The 17251-nt window shown below is 73.2% G+C and carries 17 protein-coding genes; 6 read left to right on the top strand and 11 right to left on the bottom strand.

What is annotated here, in order from left to right:
- Positions 1-35: 35 nt before the first annotated feature.
- From ASD33_RS28160 to ASD33_RS28135, 6 genes are all read right to left on the bottom strand, one after another.
- Positions 36-572, bottom strand: a complete 537-nt coding sequence (locus tag ASD33_RS28160; RefSeq protein WP_056566545.1) for an arginine repressor — start codon at positions 570-572, stop codon at positions 36-38.
- 7 nt (positions 573-579) lie between these two features.
- Positions 580-1785 (bottom strand): acetylornithine transaminase, encoded by a 1206-nt coding sequence (locus ASD33_RS28155; RefSeq protein ID WP_056566540.1) that lies wholly within the window; start codon positions 1783-1785, stop codon positions 580-582.
- On the bottom strand, positions 1785-2714 hold the full coding sequence (argB, locus tag ASD33_RS28150; protein ID WP_056566537.1) for an acetylglutamate kinase: 930 nt from the start codon (positions 2712-2714) through the stop codon (positions 1785-1787). The genes ASD33_RS28155 and argB overlap by 1 nt, the downstream gene beginning before the upstream one ends.
- Positions 2711-3889, bottom strand: coding sequence for a bifunctional glutamate N-acetyltransferase/amino-acid acetyltransferase ArgJ (argJ, locus tag ASD33_RS28145; protein WP_056566534.1), 1179 nt, complete (start codon positions 3887-3889; stop codon positions 2711-2713). Before argJ ends, argB begins: the two co-directional genes overlap by 4 nt.
- Entirely contained in the window at positions 3886-4926 is a 1041-nt protein-coding gene (argC, locus tag ASD33_RS28140) for an N-acetyl-gamma-glutamyl-phosphate reductase (protein ID WP_056566532.1), read from the bottom strand. Before argC ends, argJ begins: the two co-directional genes overlap by 4 nt.
- A gap of 124 nt (positions 4927-5050) precedes the next feature.
- Positions 5051-5575: a hypothetical protein gene (locus ASD33_RS28135; protein WP_056566528.1), complete on the bottom strand. Its 525-nt coding sequence runs from the start codon at positions 5573-5575 to the stop codon at positions 5051-5053.
- A 255-nt stretch (positions 5576-5830) separates the two neighbouring features.
- On the opposite strand from ASD33_RS28135, the gene argG reads away from it, so the two are divergent.
- From argG to ASD33_RS28115, 4 genes are all read left to right on the top strand, one after another.
- Positions 5831-7285 carry an argininosuccinate synthase gene (gene argG, locus ASD33_RS28130; protein WP_056566526.1) on the top strand — a complete coding sequence of 485 codons (1455 nt, stop codon included), beginning with the start codon at positions 5831-5833 and terminating at the stop codon, positions 7283-7285.
- Positions 7286-7489: 204 nt separating this feature from the next.
- Positions 7490-8965 (top strand): M48 family metallopeptidase, encoded by a 1476-nt coding sequence (locus ASD33_RS28125; protein ID WP_079045067.1) that lies wholly within the window; start codon positions 7490-7492, stop codon positions 8963-8965.
- 84 nt (positions 8966-9049) lie between these two features.
- Complete coding sequence (locus ASD33_RS28120) at positions 9050-9961, top strand: RNA polymerase subunit sigma-70 (RefSeq protein WP_056566523.1); 912 nt, start codon at positions 9050-9052, stop codon at positions 9959-9961.
- A 108-nt stretch (positions 9962-10069) separates the two neighbouring features.
- On the top strand, positions 10070-10474 hold the full coding sequence (locus ASD33_RS28115) for a VOC family protein (protein WP_056566521.1): 405 nt from the start codon (positions 10070-10072) through the stop codon (positions 10472-10474).
- Positions 10475-10526: 52 nt separating this feature from the next.
- Here ASD33_RS28115 and ASD33_RS28110 read toward each other — a convergent pair whose 3' ends face one another.
- The 4 genes from ASD33_RS28110 to ASD33_RS28095 all read right to left on the bottom strand — a co-directional run bounded on the left by ASD33_RS28110 (position 10527) and on the right by ASD33_RS28095 (position 14528).
- A complete protein-coding gene (locus ASD33_RS28110; RefSeq protein WP_079045066.1) occupies positions 10527-11696 on the bottom strand; it encodes a methyltransferase in 1170 nt (389 codons plus the stop codon).
- A gap of 184 nt (positions 11697-11880) precedes the next feature.
- Entirely contained in the window at positions 11881-12456 is a 576-nt protein-coding gene (locus ASD33_RS28105) for a histidine phosphatase family protein (protein WP_056567151.1), read from the bottom strand.
- A gap of 69 nt (positions 12457-12525) precedes the next feature.
- Positions 12526-12978, bottom strand: a complete 453-nt coding sequence (locus ASD33_RS28100; protein WP_056566515.1) for a GNAT family N-acetyltransferase — start codon at positions 12976-12978, stop codon at positions 12526-12528.
- A 113-nt stretch (positions 12979-13091) separates the two neighbouring features.
- The gene (locus ASD33_RS28095) at positions 13092-14528 is read right to left on the bottom strand and encodes a PLP-dependent aminotransferase family protein (RefSeq protein ID WP_063991995.1); all 1437 of its coding nucleotides are present in this window, start codon (positions 14526-14528) and stop codon (positions 13092-13094) included.
- Between ASD33_RS28095 and ASD33_RS28090 the strand changes: the two genes are divergently transcribed.
- Both ASD33_RS28090 and ASD33_RS28085 read left to right on the top strand, forming a co-directional pair.
- Positions 14527-15498: a DMT family transporter gene (locus tag ASD33_RS28090; protein ID WP_079045065.1), complete on the top strand. Its 972-nt coding sequence runs from the start codon at positions 14527-14529 to the stop codon at positions 15496-15498. The two genes, ASD33_RS28095 and ASD33_RS28090, sit on opposite strands and share 2 nt — an antisense overlap.
- An 83-nt stretch (positions 15499-15581) precedes the next feature.
- Positions 15582-15785, top strand: a complete 204-nt coding sequence (locus ASD33_RS28085; RefSeq protein WP_056566510.1) for a DUF1918 domain-containing protein — start codon at positions 15582-15584, stop codon at positions 15783-15785.
- An 87-nt stretch (positions 15786-15872) separates the two neighbouring features.
- Here the strand turns inward: ASD33_RS28085 and ASD33_RS28080 are convergent, their stop codons facing one another.
- Positions 15873-17222 (bottom strand): family 10 glycosylhydrolase, encoded by a 1350-nt coding sequence (locus ASD33_RS28080; RefSeq protein WP_242427177.1) that lies wholly within the window; start codon positions 17220-17222, stop codon positions 15873-15875.
- Between the last annotated feature and the right edge of the window lie 29 nt (positions 17223-17251).

The following is a 17251-nucleotide window of genomic DNA, read 5'->3' as shown; positions in this document are numbered from 1 at the left end:
GTGCCCGGTCCCGGGCGGCCGCTCCCCGGTGGGCCTCAGCGGTCCTTCTGGGCCAGGCGGAGCAGGTGGTCCGCCAGGGCCTGGCCGCCCGAGGGGTCGCGGCTGATGAGGAGCAGGGTGTCGTCGCCCGCGATCGTGCCGAGGATCGCGTGGAGTTCGGCCTGGTCGATGGCCGACGCCAGGAACTGGGCGGCGCCCGGCGGGGTCCGCAGGACCACCAGGTTGGCGGAGGCCTCGGCGGAGATCAGCAGTTCGCCGGAGAGGCGCCGCATGCGCTCCTCCTTGGCGGACTCGCCCAGCGGTGCCTGCGGGGTGCGGAAGCCGCCCTCGCTGGGCACCGCGTAGATCAGCTCGCCGCCGGTGTTGCGGATCTTCACCGCGCCCAGCTCGTCGAGGTCGCGGGAGAGCGTCGCCTGGGTGACGCTCAGCCCGTCGTCCGCGAGGAGCTTGGCGAGCTGGCTCTGCGAGCGCACCGGCTGCCGGTTGAGGATGTCGACGATCCTGCGGTGGCGGGCGGTGCGGGTCTGCGGAACGGACGGCCCTCCGTGCTCATTTTCCTGCGCGTCGGTCATCGTCGTCTCATTCTCCGGTTCGTCCTTGCCCGTTCGCCACGTCGAGGACTCCGGGCAGGACCCGGAGGAAGGCGTCCGCCTCGGCATCGGTGAGGACCAGCGGAGGCATGATCCGTACGACGTCGGGGGCGGGCGCGTTCACCAGGAGGCCGGCGTCCTGAGCCGCCTGCTGCACCTGCGGTGCGAGGGACTCCGTGAGCACGATACCCAGCAGCAGGCCCGCACCACGGACGTGGGAGACCAACGGGTGGCCCAGACCCTCGATTCCCTGGCGCAGCCGCTCCCCGACCGCCTTCACGTGGTCGAGGGCCGCGTCGGCGCCGAGGGTGTCCAGAACGGCGAGGCCGGCGGCGCAGGCGATGGGGTTCCCGCCGAAGGTGGTGCCGTGGTGGCCGGGCCCGAAGAGGTCCGCGGCCGGGCCGAAGGCGACGGTCGCGCCGAGCGGGAGGCCGCCGCCGAGGCCCTTGGCGAGGGTGACGACATCGGGCTCGACGCCCTCGTGGGCCTGGTGCTCGAACCAGTGGCCGCAGCGGCCGATGCCCGTCTGCACCTCGTCGAGGACGAGCAGGGTGCCGGTGGCGCGGGTGATCTCCCGGGCGGCCTTGAGGTAGCCGGGCGGCGGGACCACGACGCCGTTCTCGCCCTGGATGGGCTCGATGACGACGAAGGCGGTGTCCTCGGTGACCGCGGCCCGCAGCGCGTCGACGTCCCCGTAGGGGACGTGGGTGACGTCGCCGGGCAGCGGCAGAAACGGTGTCTGCTTGCCGGGCTGGCCGGTGAGCGCCAGGGAGCCCATGGTCCGGCCGTGGAAGCCGCCCTGGGTGGCGACCATGTGGGAGCGGCCGGTGAGCCGGCCGATCTTGAACGCGGCCTCGTTGGCCTCGGCGCCCGAGTTGCAGAAGAAGACCTTGCCGGGGCGGCCGAAGAGGCCGAGGAGCTTCTCGGCGAGGGCGACGGGCGGCTCGGCGACGAAGAGGTTGGAGACGTGGCCGAGGCTCTGGACCTGCCGGGTGACGGCCTCGACGATCGCCGGGTGGGCGTGGCCGAGGGCGTTCACCGCGATGCCGCCGACGAAGTCGAGGTACTCGTTGCCGTCGGCGTCCCAGACCCTGGCGCCCTCGCCGCGGACGAGGGGCAGTTGGGGGGTGCCGTAGTTGTTCATGAGGGAGCCCTGCCACCGCTGGGTCAGCCGCTCGTTCCCGGTGCCGCTCATCAGTCCCCCTGTCCGTCCGGCACGACCATCGTGCCGATGCCCTCGTCGGTGAAGATCTCCAGCAGGATGGAGTGCGGGACCCGGCCGTCGATGACGCGGGCCGTGGTGACCCCGTTCCGTACGGCGTGCAGGCAGCCCTCCATCTTGGGGACCATGCCGCTGGAGAGCTCGGGCAGCAGCTTCTCCAGCTGGCTCGCGGTGAGCCGGCTGATGACCTCGTCGCTGTTCGGCCAGTCCTCGTACAGGCCCTCGACGTCGGTCAGGACCATCAGGGTCTCGGCGCCCAGCGCCGCAGCGAGTGCCGCAGCCGCCGTATCAGCATTGACGTTGTAGACATGTCCGTCGTCCTGGGAGCGGGCGATGGAGGAGATGACCGGGATGCGGCCGTCCTCCAGGAGCGCCTGGATGGCACCGGTGTCGATGGCGGTGATCTCACCGACCCGGCCGATGTCGATCTGTTCGCCGCCGATCACCGGCCGGTGCCGGGTGGCGGTGATGGTGTGGGCGTCCTCGCCGGTGAGGCCGACGGCGAGCGGGCCGTGCTGGTTGAGCAGCCCGACGAGCTCGCGCTGCACCTGGCCGGCGAGGACCATCCGTACGACGTCCATGGCGTCCTCGGTGGTGACCCGCAGGCCGGCCTTGAACTCGCTGACGATGCCGTGCCGGTCGAGGGCGGCGCTGATCTGGGGGCCGCCGCCGTGCACGACGACGGGCTTGAGTCCGGCCTGCCGCAGGAAGACGACGTCCTGGGCGAAGGCGGCCTTGAGGTCCTCGTCGATCATGGCGTTGCCGCCGAACTTGATGACGACCGTCTTGCCGTTGTGCCGGGTCAGCCAGGGCAGCGCCTCGATGAGGATCTGGGCCTTGGGGAGCGCGGTGTGCTTCCGGGTCGTGCTCTCGGGGTTCTGGGGCGTCAGGGGATCGCTCATGACGAGTACGCGCTGTTCTCGTGGACGTAGTCGGCGGTGAGGTCGTTCGCCCAGATGACGGCGGACTCGGTGCCGGCGGCGAGGTCGGCGGTGATGGTGACCTCCCGGAAGCGCATGTCGACGAGGTCGCGGTCCTCACCGACGGAGCCGTTCCTGCAGACCCAGACGCCGTTGATGGCGACGTTGAGCGCGTCGGGCTCGAAGGCGGCCCGGGTGGTGCCGATGGCGGAGAGGACCCGGCCCCAGTTGGGGTCCTCGCCGTGGATGGCGCACTTGAGGAGGTTGTTGCGGGCGATGGAGCGGCCCACCTCGACGGCGTCGTCCTCGGTGGCCGCGTTGACCACCTCGATGCGGATGTCCTTGCTGGCGCCCTCGGCGTCGCCGATGAGCTGGCGGGCGAGGTCGTCGCAGACCTCCCGTACGGCCTCGGTGAAGGCGTCCTGGTCCGGGGTGATGCCGGAGGCGCCGGAGGCGAGGAGGAGGACGGTGTCGTTGGTGGACATGCAGCCGTCGGAGTCGACCCGGTCGAAGGTCACGCGGGTGGCGCCCCTCAGGGCGCTGTCGAGGCCCTTGGCGTCGACGTCGGCGTCGGTGGTGAGGACGACGAGCATGGTGGCGAGGCCGGGGGCGAGCATGCCCGCGCCCTTGGCCATGCCGCCGACGGTCCAGGAGCCGTCCGGGCCGTCCTTCGTGACCACGGAGGTCTTGTGGACGGTGTCGGTGGTCTTGATGGCGATGGCCGCCTTCTCGCCGCCGTGCTCGGAGAGTTCGTCCGCTGCCTTCTCGACGCCGGGGAGGAGCTTGTCCATGGGGAGCAGGACGCCGATGAGGCCGGTGGAGGCCACGGCGACCTCGCCGGCGCCGACGTCCGCGCCCCGGGCGCTGAGGATCTCGGCGACCTTCTCGGCGGTGGCGTGGGTGTCCTGGAAGCCCTGGGGGCCGGTGCAGGCGTTGGCGCCGCCGGAGTTGAGCACGACGGCGGTCAGCTCGCCGTCGGCGAGGACCTGCTGGGACCAGACGACGGGGGCGGCCTTGACGCGGTTGGAGGTGAAGACTCCCGCGGCGGCGCGGCGGGGCCCGGTGTTGACCACGAGGGCCAGGTCCGGGTTGCCGTTCGACTTGATCCCGGCGGCGATGCCCGCCGCCGTGAATCCCTTCGCTGCGGTGACACTCACGGCGCCACTCCAATCGTGGAAAGTCCGGTGCTCTCGGGGAGGCCGAGGGCGATGTTCATGCTCTGCACCGCGCCGCCGGCAGTGCCCTTGGTGAGGTTGTCGATGGCGCTGATCGCGATGATCCGGTTCGCCCCCGCGTCATACGTGACCTGCACCTGAACGGCGTTGGAACCGTAGACGGACGCCGTCGCCGGCCACTGTCCCTCGGGCAGCAGGTGGACGAAGGGCTCGTCCGCGAAGGCCTTCTCGTACGCGGCCCGTACGGCCTCGGCGGTGACGCCCGGCTTCGCGGCGGCGGTGCAGGTGGCGAGGATGCCGCGGGGCATCGGCGCCAGGGTCGGCGTGAAGGAGACGGTGACCCGCTCCCCTGCCGGACCGCTGAGGTTCTGGATCATCTCGGGGGTGTGCCGGTGGCCGCCGCCGACGCCGTAGGGCGACATGCTGCCCATGACCTCGCTGCCGAGCAGGTGCGGCTTGGCGGCCTTGCCCGCGCCGGAGGTGCCGGAGGCGGCGACGATCACGGCCTCGGGTTCGGCGAGCCCGTCGGCGTACGCGGGGAAGAGGGCGAGCGAGACGGCGGTGGGGTAGCAGCCGGGCACCGCGACGCGCTTGGACCCTTCGAGGGCGGCACGGGCACCGGGAAGTTCGGGGAGGCCGTAGGGCCAGGTGCCGGCGTGCGGGGAGCCGTAGTACGTCTCCCAGTCGGCCGGCTCCTTGAGCCGGAAGTCGGCGCCCATGTCGATGACGAGGACGTCCGGTCCGAGCTGCTCGGCGACGGCGGCGGACTGGCCGTGCGGCAGGGCGAGGAAGACCACGTCATGCGGACGGCCCTGCCCGGCGAGCTCGTCGGCGGTGGTGGGCACGAGGACGCGGTCGGCGAGCGGCAGCAGGTGGGGCTGGATCCCCCCGAGCCGCTGCCCGGCGTTGGAGTGGCCGGTCAGGGCACCGATCTCCACGTGGGGGTGAGCGAGAAGGAGACGCAGGAGCTCTCCGCCCGCGTATCCGCTCGCACCCGCCACTGCTACTCGTACCGTCATCGAAACCCTCCTCATGGATGGCATGACTATACGCAAGCACGCACTTTTATGCAACGACGGGCGGGGGCGTCGCGGGCGGCCGGCACGCCCGGCCCCCGTTCACCGCTCCCCCGGCTTCACGGTCTCAGCCCTTGACCGACTCCGCGATCCGCAGCGCGGCCCCGGCGGGCGTGAGGTGCGTGGTGTCGACGACCTCGGCCTCGCGGTGCAGCCAGGTGCGGGCGGCCTCGGCGTAGGGCTCGACGTAGTGGAGACGGAACGGGGAGTCGGGGCCGATGACGGTGTCGCCCGCGATGCGCCGGAGCAGGGTCTCCCGGTCGGCGTGGAGCACGAAGTGCCGTACCGGAACGGCATGGCGGGCGAGGCCCTCGTTGATCTCGCGCCAGTACTCCTCGACCAGGACCGTCATGGGCATCACCAGAGTGCCGCCGGTGTAGTCGAGCACGCGGCGGGCGGTCTCGACGACGAGCGGCCGCCACGGCGGCCAGTGCTGGAAGTTGTCCGTCGCGGGCAGTCCCGGCGTGATGTCCATGAGCGTCTCGCCGACCTTCTCGGCGTCGAACACCCGCGAGTCCGGGATGAACTCCCGCACGAGCGCGCTGGTCGTCGTCTTGCCCACACCGTGGGTGCCGTTGAGCCATACGATCATGGGCTCGACGTTAGCGCCGGCGCCCGGGGCGCGGGGCCGAACGCCCGAGCCGGGGGCGCTCGACGGGCGCGAGCCACGTATGTCACGGAGCATGGGAACCGCGAGAGGCACCGGCGGACCGGCGGCGGACGCGGCGACCCCGTCGTCACTCACGGCCGCCTCGGACCGGCAGCGGACGCGGCGATTCCGTCGTCACTCACCGCCGCCTCCGTCACCCCCTTTGCATGACCATGCGAGATGATGCATACTCTTCCTATGTCCAAGGTCCTCACCTCCCTGCCCGCCGGCGAGCGCGTCGGCATCGCCTTCTCCGGCGGCCTCGACACCTCCGTCGCCGTCGCATGGATGCGCGACAAGGGCGCCATCCCGTGCACCTACACCGCCGACATCGGCCAGTACGACGAGCCCGACATCGCCTCGGTGCCCGGCCGCGCCAAGACCTACGGCGCCGAGATCGCGCGCCTGGTCGACTGCCGCGCGGCGCTGGTCGAGGAGGGTCTTGCCGCACTCACCTGCGGGGCGTTCCACATCCGCTCCGGCGGCCGCGCCTACTTCAACACCACGCCCCTCGGCCGCGCCGTCACCGGCACGCTGCTGGTCCGGGCCATGCTCGAGGACAACGTCCAGATCTGGGGCGACGGCTCGACGTTCAAGGGCAACGACATCGAGCGGTTCTACCGCTACGGTCTCCTCGCCAACCCCCACCTGCGCATCTACAAGCCCTGGCTGGACACGGACTTCGTGACCGAGCTGGGCGGGCGCAAGGAGATGTCGGAGTGGCTCGTCGCCCACGACCTCCCGTACCGCGACAGCACCGAGAAGGCGTACTCCACCGACGCCAACATCTGGGGCGCCACCCACGAGGCGAAGACCCTGGAGCACCTCGACACGGGTGTGGAGACCGTCGAGCCGATCATGGGCGTCCGCTTCTGGGACCCGTCGGTCGAGATCGCCACCGAGGACGTCACCATCGGCTTCGACCAGGGCCGCCCGGTGTCCATCAACGGCAAGGAGTTCTCCTCCCCCGTCGACCTCGTCATGGAGGCCAACGCCATCGGCGGCCGCCACGGCATGGGCATGTCGGACCAGATCGAGAACCGGATCATCGAGGCCAAGAGCCGCGGCATCTACGAGGCCCCCGGCATGGCCCTGCTGCACGCGGCCTACGAGCGGCTCGTCAACGCGATCCACAACGAGGACACCCTCGCCCAGTACCACAACGAGGGACGGCGCCTCGGCCGGCTGATGTACGAGGGCCGGTGGCTGGACCCGCAGGCGCTCATGGTCCGCGAGTCCCTGCAGCGCTGGGTCGGCGCGGCCGTCACCGGCGAGGTGACGCTGCGGCTGCGGCGCGGCGAGGACTACTCGATCCTCGACACCACGGGCCCGGCGTTCAGCTACCACCCGGACAAGCTGTCCATGGAGCGCACCGAGGACTCGGCCTTCGGCCCGTCCGACCGGATCGGCCAGCTCACCATGCGCAACCTCGACATCGCCGACTCGCGCGCCAAGCTGGAGCAGTACGCGGGCCTCGGCCTGATCGGCAGCTCCAACCCGGCCATCGGCGCCGCCCAGGCCGCCGCGACCGGTCTCATCGGCACCATGACCGAGCTGCCCGAGGGCGGCGCGGAGGCCATCGCCTCCCGCGGCGAGGTCTCCGGCGACGACGAGATGCTGGACCGTGCCGCGATGGAGTTCGGCACCGACTGACCCACCCCCGTCGAGCACCCCGCTCGACCACCCCCGGAAGCCGGTTCGACGCCCCCCTCGTCGAGCCGGCTTCCGTGCGTCGAAACGCGGGCGCGCGGGAAGCCGGGGGCCCTGCATAATGCGCAGGCGCTCCGCTGGACGAGCGCGCGTGATCGGCACGGAACGGGGCGAGGCCGGGGGGCCTGCCCAGGGGGAGACAGCGGGATGACGGGTACGGCAGGGGTGGCGGGGGCTGCGGAGGTCGCCGGGGCTGGGGAGATCAGCGGGACTGGGGAGACCGGCGGGGTTGCGGGGCAGGCGACGGGGCGGATCTGTCCCGACTGCGGCGCGCGGGTGACGGACGGCGGGCGGTACGTCACCTGGTGCACCGCGTGCGACTGGAACGTGGACCCCGAGACGCGGGACGAGGAGACGCCGGGACGGGTCGAGCGGCTGCGGCGGCGCCTGGCCCGGCGCGACGGGGAACGGCTGCTCGCGGAACTCATGGAGGGCACGGGGGGCGGGGAGCGTAGCGGGGTCGTCGAGCATGCCGGGGCCGCGGAAGGCACGGGGGCCGCGGACCGCGCGGGGTCCGTGGACCGCGCCGGGTCCGCGGAGCGTACGGAGCCCTCCGGCCGCCCGGCGCGGCGCGGTGTCGCCGGTCGGATGGCCCTCGGGCTCGCGGTGCTCGTCCACGGCGTCACCCTCGCCCTGCTCCTCGGCGGACTGTGGCTGGTCGTCGCCTGCTGGGGCCGGGGTTTCCTGCCCGCGCTCGGAGGCGTCGCGATCGCTCTCGCCGTCCTGCTGCGCCCCCGGTTCCGCAGCCTCAGGAAGGCCGCGGAGGACGGGCTCGTCCTGCGTAGGCCGGACGCGCCCCGGCTGTTCGCCCTGCTCGACGAGATCGCGGAGAGCGTCGGTACGACGGGGGTCGTCGCGGTGGTGGTCGACGCCGACGCCAACGCGTCGGTCAGCACGTACGGCGTGCGGCAGCGACGCGTGCTCCGCCTCGGTCTGGGCCTGTGGGAGATCCTGTCCCCGCAGGAACGCGTCGCGCTCCTCGGCCACGAGTTCGGCCACTACGCCCAGGGCGACACCCGCCGCACCCTCCTCGTCGGCAACGCGTTCCGCTCCCTCGACACCTGGCGCTACACCCTCGCCCCCACCCCGGCCGAGAACCTGATGGACACCTTCGTCAACCTCGTGACCGCTCCCCCGAGGCTGCTCGTCGACGGCCTCCTCGTCGTACTGGAACACCTGACGCTGCGCGACGCGCAGCGCGCCGAGTACCTCGCCGACTCGGCCGCCGCCCGCGCGGCGGGCACCGAGGCGGCGGCCGGTCTGATGGACCGGCTCCTCATCTCCGACGGGGTCGCCGGCGAACTCCGCCGGGAGTCCGTGGCGGCGCGGACCCGGCTCGGCGGTGCGCGCCGCGAGGACCCGGCCGAGGGGCTGTGGGAGCGGCTCGCGGCCCACGCGGCGGCAGTGCCCGAGCGCGAGTACGACCGGCTGCGCCGGGTCGCGGAGCGGCGCGGGCACCAGGTGGACGCCACGCACCCGCCGACCCACCTCCGCCACCGCAGGCTGACGCGGGGCGAGCAGGTCGCCGCCCGTATCGTTCTCGCCCCGGCGAGGACCGCGGAGGTCGAGGCGGAGCTCGACGGGGCACGCCGGAGCATCGCCAGGGAGCTCGTACGGGGCTGAGCCGTCGCGGCCGTCGCTCCTCTGTCACATCGCCGGGTGCCCCCACGTCAACACGGTGACGGATCCGACGAGGAGTGGGGCGCCATGCACGACGACACCTTTCTGACCGCGCTGACGGGACGCTTCGACGCCCACGAGGAACACCTGCGGAGCGTGGCCCTGCGGATGACGGGCTCGACGGACGAGGCCGAGCGGGCGCTCGCGGCGGCGCGGGCGGGCCTCGGCCGGGAGGAGGGGGCGGCGGGGGTACGGGCCTGGCTGACGGCTCTCGTGGGGCGGGAGTGCGTACGGCGGATCCAGGGGCGCGGGGACGGCGCGGCGGGAACCCGTGGGACGGAGGATCCCACCCCTGCCGTGCCTCCGCGCAGCACCACCGCCGCTCCGGGACCGACCGGCCACCCCCCGCTCGGCGCCCGCGCCGCACCGGACGGGAGCGGGTCTCCCCTCGATTCCGTCTGGCTCGCGCTGTTCGTCGTACTGGAGTCACTCAAGGCCGAGGAACGGCTCGCCTACGTCCTGCACGACGTCTTCGGTCTGCCCCCGTACGAGACGGCCCGTGTCACCGGTGGATCACCGGACGAGGCGGCACACCTGGCCCGGCGGGTGCGGGCCAGGATCCGGGGCGGTGGGGCGGGAGGTGCGGAGGGGGACCCAGGGCGGCAGCGGGGCGTGGTGGACCGGTTCCTGGCGGCCGCACGCGCGCGTGATGCCCGTGTGCTGGCCGCCGTCCTGGACCCGGACGTCGTCGCGTACTCCGAGCGGAGCCCGGTGCACGGCGCGCCGTCGGTCTCCGAGGGTGCGGCGGCGTTCGCGCGGTTCGCGGACGTGTCCCGGCCCGCGCTGGTCGACGGCTCCCTGGGAGCGGTCGCGTTCGTCGACGGGCGGCCGGTGTCCGCGGTGGCTTTCACGCTCCGCGGGGACCGCATCGTGACCCTGACCATCACCACCGGGGAGAACCGGGTTCGGGCCCTGGACCTGGCCTTTCCCGAATGCTGACCCGTTCGGCCGAGGGGTTCGCCCCGATCCTCGTTTCAGGGTCGACTCCGTGGAAGGGGAGGGTGATCCCGGAGGGCGTGGCCTGCCGTCGGCGCCTAACTTTGAGGCATGATCATCGATGCGCAGACCCGGGTACGGGTCGCCCGCCCTTCGCGGGACCTGGCCGCCGCCGAGCGGTTCTATGTCGACGGGCTCGGACTTGAGGTGCAGTGGCGGAGCACCGCCGCGGAGCCGGGCAAGCACGACCTGCTCATGGTCGGTCCGCCGGACGGGAGTTGGCACTTCGAGCTGACCCGCGATCCCGGGCGTCCGCTGGAGCCCGCCCCGACCGTGGACGATCTGTTCGTCGTCTATCTGGGGGCTCCCGTCGAGGAGGAGCAGGTGCGGCGGCTGGTCGAGGCCGGCGGGACGCGGGTGGCCGCGCACAATCCGTACTGGGACGAGTGGGGCGTCACCGTCGCCGACCCCGACGGGTACCGACTCGTCCTGTGCTCCCGCACCTGGGGCATATGAGGGCGGGGCGCGGCGGGAGGTCCCGGCCGCGCCCCGCTCCCGCGGAACAGGACTACGCGTTCGCGGTCCGCACGGCGCGCAGGACGACGAACTTCGCGTCGCTGGCGACCAGTTCGCTGTTGCCGAAGATCCGGCGCAGGGTGACGTGGTAGCCGAGGTGCCGGTTGCCGATGACCCACAGTTCGCCGCCGGGCCGCAGTGCGCGCCGTGCGTCGCTGAACATGCGGCGGGCCGTGCGGTCGGTGGTGGCCTGGTGGGTGTGGAACGGCGGGTTGTTGAGCACGAGGTCCACCGAGCCCTCGGGCAGGTCGGCGAGTCCGTCACCGACGAGGAACCGGGCCTTGCGTCCCTCGCCCACGTGGGTGCGGAAGTTCTCCTCGGCGGAGGCGACCGCCTGGTAGGACTCGTCGGTGAAGATCAGCTCCGCGTCGGGCTCGTGGAGGGCGATGGCGAGGCCGACCACGCCGTTGCCGCAGCCCAGGTCCGCGACGCGGGCCCGGCCGAGGTGGCCGGGGAGGTTCGCGAGGAGGAAACGGGTGCCGATGTCGAGGCGGTCGGCGCAGAAGACGCCGGCCTGGTTGGTCACCGTCAGTCCGGGGAGACCGGGCGCGGGGGTGTCCGCCGGAAGGTCGTACCGGTGCGGCCAGGGGTTGGGGCGCGGCGTGAGGGCGAGGTCGGGCGTGGTGTGGATCAGCCGGGCCTTCTTCACCGCGAGGGAGGTGCGGGTGGGGCCGAGGATCCGCTCGAAGAGCCGGAGGGTGGAGGTGTGGATCTCCTTGACCATGCCGGTGCCGATGATCACGGTGTCCTCGTGCACGGCCGGTGCGAGCCGGTGCAGCTGGTCCTCCAGGAGAGCGAGGCTCTTGGGGACGCGGACGAGGAGGACGTCGATCCGCGGGGGCGGCGGGTCCTGGGTGGTGAGCAGCCGGACGGCGTCCGGGGCGGCTCCGGCGCGCGCGAGGTTGGTCCGCGTGGCCTGTACTCCGAGGTAGGAGTCGGAGATCTGGACGAGTTCGCCGGGGCCGGCGGCCTGGAGTGCGGTGACGAGGGCTCCCCAGCGGTCGCCGAGGACGGCGACGGTGCCGGACAGGTCGGTACCGGCCTCGGCCAGGTGGCTGAGGAGGTACTCGTCGGACGCGTCCCAGGCGCGCAGCTGGTCGCGCGGGTCCTCGGGGTGGCGGGTGAGCGCGAAGGCGCCCCATGACGTGGTCAAACGGTTCATCGTGCCCTCAGGCTAGCCGGTCGCGGCCGTCCGCTCTTCCTGTACGTGCCCGCCGGGGCGCGCGGAGGGCGGGCGGAGGGGCCGGCCGAGGGCGGGCGGGGCCCGGCGTTCCGGGGTCCGGCGCGGGGAGGCCGGGTGCGGAAAGAGGCAGAAGGAGGCGGAAGGAGGACGTGCGGGCCGTGGGTCAGTGGAGGGCCGCGTCGAGCTGGAGGTGCCAGAGACCGGGGCGGCCGGTGAGGGTGACGGTGGAGAGGGGGCGGACGTCGACGTTCCAGTACGTGGCGGGCGGCGCCTTCAGGGCGTACACGAGGGCGGCTCGTACGACGGAGGGTTCGGCGACGGCGACGATGGAGCCGTCCTCGGCGGGGCGGGTGTCGAGCCAGTTCCCTATCCGGGTGATGAAGGCGAGGAGGGGTTCGCCGCCGTGCGGGGCGGTGCGGGGGTCGGTGAGCCAGGCGTCGACGGCGGCCGGTTCGAGGGCGGCGACCTCGGCGAGGGTCAGGCCCCGCCAGCGGCCCATGTCGCAGTCGCGCAGCGCGGGCTGGGCGAGGGGCGCGTAGCCGAGGGCGGTGCCGGTGGCGCGGCTGCGCGGGGTCGGGGAGCAGTAGCGCAGTTCGGCCGCGCCAAGCGGGATGAGGGCGGGCGCGGCGAGCTGTACGTCGTACCAGCCGGCCTCGTCCAGTGGCCGGTCGTCGTCGAAGCGTTCGGCGAGCAGGGAGGAGCTGCGTGCCGCCGTGACGAGCGTCACCCGAAGACTCATGGCCGCGATCGTGAGGCCGGAGGCGCCGCAGGTCAAGGGGTCATTCCCCGGGGCCTGCGGGGCAGCCGCTCACTGCTGCCCGAGAGCCATCCACTTGTCCGGGTTCTGGAGTGGCGTGAAACCGACCTTCTCGTACACACCGTGCGCGTCGGCGGTGGCGAGCATGATGCGGCGCAGTCCGTAGGAGGTCAGGTGATCGCGGACGACGGTGACGAGGGCGGTGCCGACGCCGGTGCCGCGGGCCGGACGGTCGACGTAGACGTCGCAGAGCCAGGCGAAGGTGGCGTAGTCGGTGACGACCCGCGCGTAGGCGGCCATCTCTCCGGTCCCGCGGTGGTACGCGCCGAAGTTGAGCGAGCCCTCGATCGCCCGGTCCTGCTTCTCCCGAGGTCGGCCGACGGCCCAGTAGGCGTCGGTGGAGAGCCAGTGGTGGACGCGGGCGGCGTCGATCCGTTCGGGGTCGGCTGAGATCTCGTACGCGCCGTGCATGACGGGGGTGCCCGCGGCCGTGCTGTCGTTCATGACCGAAGGGTTGCAGGGGTGAGGGGACTTGTCAGGTGAATTTGCCGGGGCGGTGGACCGGCCGGGAGGGGGTGGGGCCTGGGGAGGCGGGGTCCGCCGGCCGGCCCCGGTGTTCAGGCGGTGAGCTCGTCGAGGGCCGTCCGCAGGCGGCGCACCCCTTCCGCGATCTCGGTGGGGCCCGCGACACCCGCGAAACTCAGCCGGATGTGGCCGGCGGGGGGCTCGGCGCAGAAGTAGGGGCGGCCGGGTGCGGCGGCGACCCCGGTCCGCAGGGCGGCGGCGAGCAGCGCGGCCTCGGGCACGGTGTCGGGGAGCCGGAGCCAGAGGTGGTAGCCGCCGTAGGGCACGTGGGGCAGGGCGAGCTCGGGCAGCCGGCGGGCTACCGCGCCGGTCAGGACGTCACGGCGGCTCTTGAGTTCCTGGCAGACGGCGCGCAGATGACGGTGCCAGGCGGGCGAGCCGACGAGTTCGAGCGCGGCCTCCTGGAGCGGCCGGGGCACGAAGAAGCTGTCGACGACCTGGATGGCGCGGAGCCGCTCCAGGACCGGGCCCCGGGCGGCCAGGGCGCCGACCCGGAGGTTGGGTGAGGTGATCTTCGTCAGCGAGCAGACGTGGACGACGACGCCGTCGGGGTCGTCGGCGGCGAGCGGCGCGGGGAGCGGCGGCGCGTCCTCGTGGACGAGGCGGCGGGCGAAGTCGTCCTCGACGACGAAGGCGCCGGCGGCGCGGGCGATGCGGACGACCTCGCGGCGCCGTTCCGGGGCGAGGACGGCCCCGGTCGGGTTCTGGAAGAGCGGCTGGCAGACGAAGACCCGGGCGCCGGTGGCGCGGAACGCGGCTTCGAGGAGTTCGGGGCGGACCCCGTCGGCGTCGGCGGGGACGGGGACGGGCCGGAGCCCGGCGGCGCGGGCGACGGCGAGCATGCCCGGGTAGGTGGGCGACTCCACGAGGACGGGGGTGCCGGGCGGCGCGAGGGCGCGCAGGGCGGTGGTGATGGCGGACTGGCCGCCCGCGGTGATCAGGATCTCGGCGGCCGTGACGCCGCCGCCGATCTCGCGGGCGAACCATTCGCGCAGTTCGGGCAGGCCGTCGGTCGGCGGCCTCCCCCAGGCGCCGGGGCGCCGCCCGGCGCGGGCGAGGGCGGCGGCGAGGGCCCGCTCCGGCTGGAGGGAGGGGTGGAGGTAGCCGCCGTTGAACTCGACCACGCCGGGCGGCGGCGCGGCGAGGGTGACGAGGACGCCGGAGGCGTCGACGGCCCGGGGCACGAGTTCGGTGGCGGTGTCGGCGCTGAGCGCGAGCTCCTGCCAGGAGGTGTCCCCGGTGGCGGGTGCGGAGGTCCGGGGCTCGGCCCGGAAGGCACCGGCGCCGGGGCGGGTGACGACGAGCCCCTCGGCGGCGAGCTGGGCGAGGGCGCGGGTAACGGTCACCGGAGAGACCCGATAGCGCTCGACGAGCGTCCGGCTGGACGGCAGCTTTCCACCAGGTGAGTAGCGGTTCAACTCCCCCCGCAGGGACTGCGCCAGCTCCGCGACACTGCTACGCTCATTCATGAGAACAAAGAATAGCGCTACTGCCACCTCGACGATAGCGGTCACCGCCACCGCCGAAAGCGCCACCACCGCCCCGCGCACGACCGGCGCCGCCGCCCCGAGCGCCGTCGACCCGCTGCGCCGCGGCACCCTGCTCGCCGTTCTCGGCGTGGTCTCCTTCTCGCTCACCTTCCCGTCGACCGTCTGGGGCCTGGAGAGCTTCGGCCCCTGGTCCCTGGTGACGGTTCGTTCCACGCTCGCCGCCCTCATCGCGGGCGCCTTCCTCCTCGTCGGCCGGGTGCCGCTGCCGGAGCGGCGCCACTGGGCGGGCCTCGCGGTGGTCGCCGGCGGTGTCGTCATCGGCTTCCCGCTCCTGACGACGCTGGCCCTGCAGACGTCCACCACCTCGCACGCCGCCGTCGTCGTCGGCCTGCTGCCGCTCACCACGGCCACCCTCGCCGCGCTGCGGACCGGCCGCCGCCCGTCCCGCACCTTCTGGGGCGCCGCCGTCGCCGGCGCGGTCGTGGTCATCGCCTTCACGCTCCAGCAGAGCGGCGGCGCCGTGTCGCAGGGCGACCTGTACCTGTTCGGCGCGCTGCTCGTGTGCGCCGCCGGCTACACCGAGGGCGGCCGTCTCGCCCGGCTCATGCCCGGCTGGCAGGTCATCGGCTGGGCCCTGATCCTCTGCCTGCCCCTGATGGTGGCCGGCTCGGCCGTGGCCCTCACCGTGGAACCGGTGCACCTGAACGCCCACGGCGTCATCGGCCTGATCTGGGTGGCCGCCGGCTCCACCTTCTTCGGCCTGTACGTCTGGTACCGGGGCATGGCGTCGATCGGCATCCCGAAGGCGAGCCAGCTCCAGCTGGCGCAGCCGCTCCTCACCCTGTTCTGGTCGGTCTTCCTGCTCGGCGAGACGCTGCCGCTCGCCGCCCCGCTCGCGGCGGTGGCCGTGCTGGTCTGCATCGCCGTCACGCAGCGGGCGAAGAGCTGACGCGACGAATCGGGGTGACCCGGGTCACAATGGCAGACGTAGACTCCGAGTAGGACAAGCCCGGTCGCGAGGAGGTCACCCCGATGCAGGCGAACGTGGGCGACAAACTGCTGGTGCACGGCCGGACCGTCGGTCACCACGACCGTACGGCCGAGGTCCTTCAGGTACTGGGGGAGAACGGCATGCCCCCGTACCGCGTGAAGTTCGACGACGACGGCCACGAGGCCCTGATGTCGCCGGGCCCCGACACCGTCGTACGCCACCATCCGGAGACGGGAATCGGCTGAGCCGACGGGCCCCGCCCCGAGGCGGCCGACGCGAAGGCCCCGGCGCCGGCGGAAGCCGACGCCGAAGCCGGGACGCCCGACGCCCCGCTACCCCCGACCTCCCCATCCCGGCGGACGGAAACCCTCCGGACGGAACCCGTCCGGACGGAACCTCGGCGCGCGGACCCTGGTCGGGTAGTGGTCCGCCACGACGGTGCTCATCGCCCCGATCGGGTCCACCGCGACCTCCTTCGCCGCGAAGAAGCAGTGGCCCGCCACCGAGGGGTGCTCGGCCGCGAGGTCCAGGTGCCGTGACAGTTCCTTCGGGTCCTGCCAGGCCGCGGGCTGCGCGGGGTCGCCGGCCTTGTAGAGCGCCTCGCCGATGTAGAGGCCGACGCCGGTGCCCCGTACGACCGCGTCCCACCAGGGAAGCAGCTTCGCGTAGTCGGCGGCGGGCAGGCCGATGTTCCAGTACAGCTGCGGCACGACGTAGTCCAGCCAGCCCTCCCGGATCCACGTCCGGGTGTCGGCGTACAGGTCGTCGTAGGTCTGCACGCCCGCGCGGGTGTCCGAGCCCTCCGGGTCGGTGGCGATGTTCCGCCAGACCCCGAAGGGGCTCACCCCGAAGGCCACGTGGCGTTTGATCTCCTTGATCCGCGCGGCCATGCCGGAGACCAGCAGGTCCGTGTTGTTCCGCCGCCAGGACGCCTTGTCGGGGAAGTCGCCGCCGTACCGCGCGAACGCCTCGTCGTCGGCGAAGAGCTGCCCGGCCACCGGGTACGGGTAGAAGTAGTCGTCCCAGTGCACGGCGTCGATGTCGTAGCGCCGCAGCGCGTCGAGCATCGCGTCCTGGACGAACGCCCGGACCTCGGGGAGCCCCGGGTTGTAGTAGAGCTTGCCGCCGTAGGGCAGCACCCACTCGGGGTGCAGCCGGGCCGGGTGGTCGGCGACGAGCCGGGTCGGATCCGTGTGGTTCGCCACCCGGTACGGGTTGAACCAGGCGTGCAGTTCGAGGCCGCGCGCGTGCGCCTCCTCGACCGCCGTGCCCAGCGGGTCCCAGCCGGGATCGCGGCCCTGCGTCCCGGTGAGGCACTGCGCCCACGGCTCGTACGGCGAGGGCCAGAGCGCGTCGGCGGTCGGCCGGACCTGGAGGACGACGGCGTTCAGCCGGCGCTCGACGGCGGTGTCCAGGTGGGCGAGGAGCTCGGCGCGCTGCGCCTCGGCGGTCAGACCCGCGCGGGAGGGCCAGTCACGGTTGGCGACCGTGGCGATCCACACACCCCGGAACTGCCGCCGCCGAGGCACTCCGCCACCGCCCGGACCGCGCCGCTCGGCCGGTACGGGCGGGACCGGCCCTTCCGGTCCGGACGCGGCGGAAGCCGCCGCGACCCCGAACCCCGCCGCCACCCCCGCTCCCGCGCCCGTCACGGCCATCGCCGCTCCCGCGGCACCCGTCACGAATCCTCTTCTGCCGAAAGGCCGCACTT

Origin of the sequence: Streptomyces sp. Root1304, from assembly GCF_001426405.1 — a bacterium.
Lineage (GTDB): Bacteria > Actinomycetota > Actinomycetes > Streptomycetales > Streptomycetaceae > Streptomyces.
This window is presented reverse-complemented; position numbering and strand designations above follow the sequence as displayed.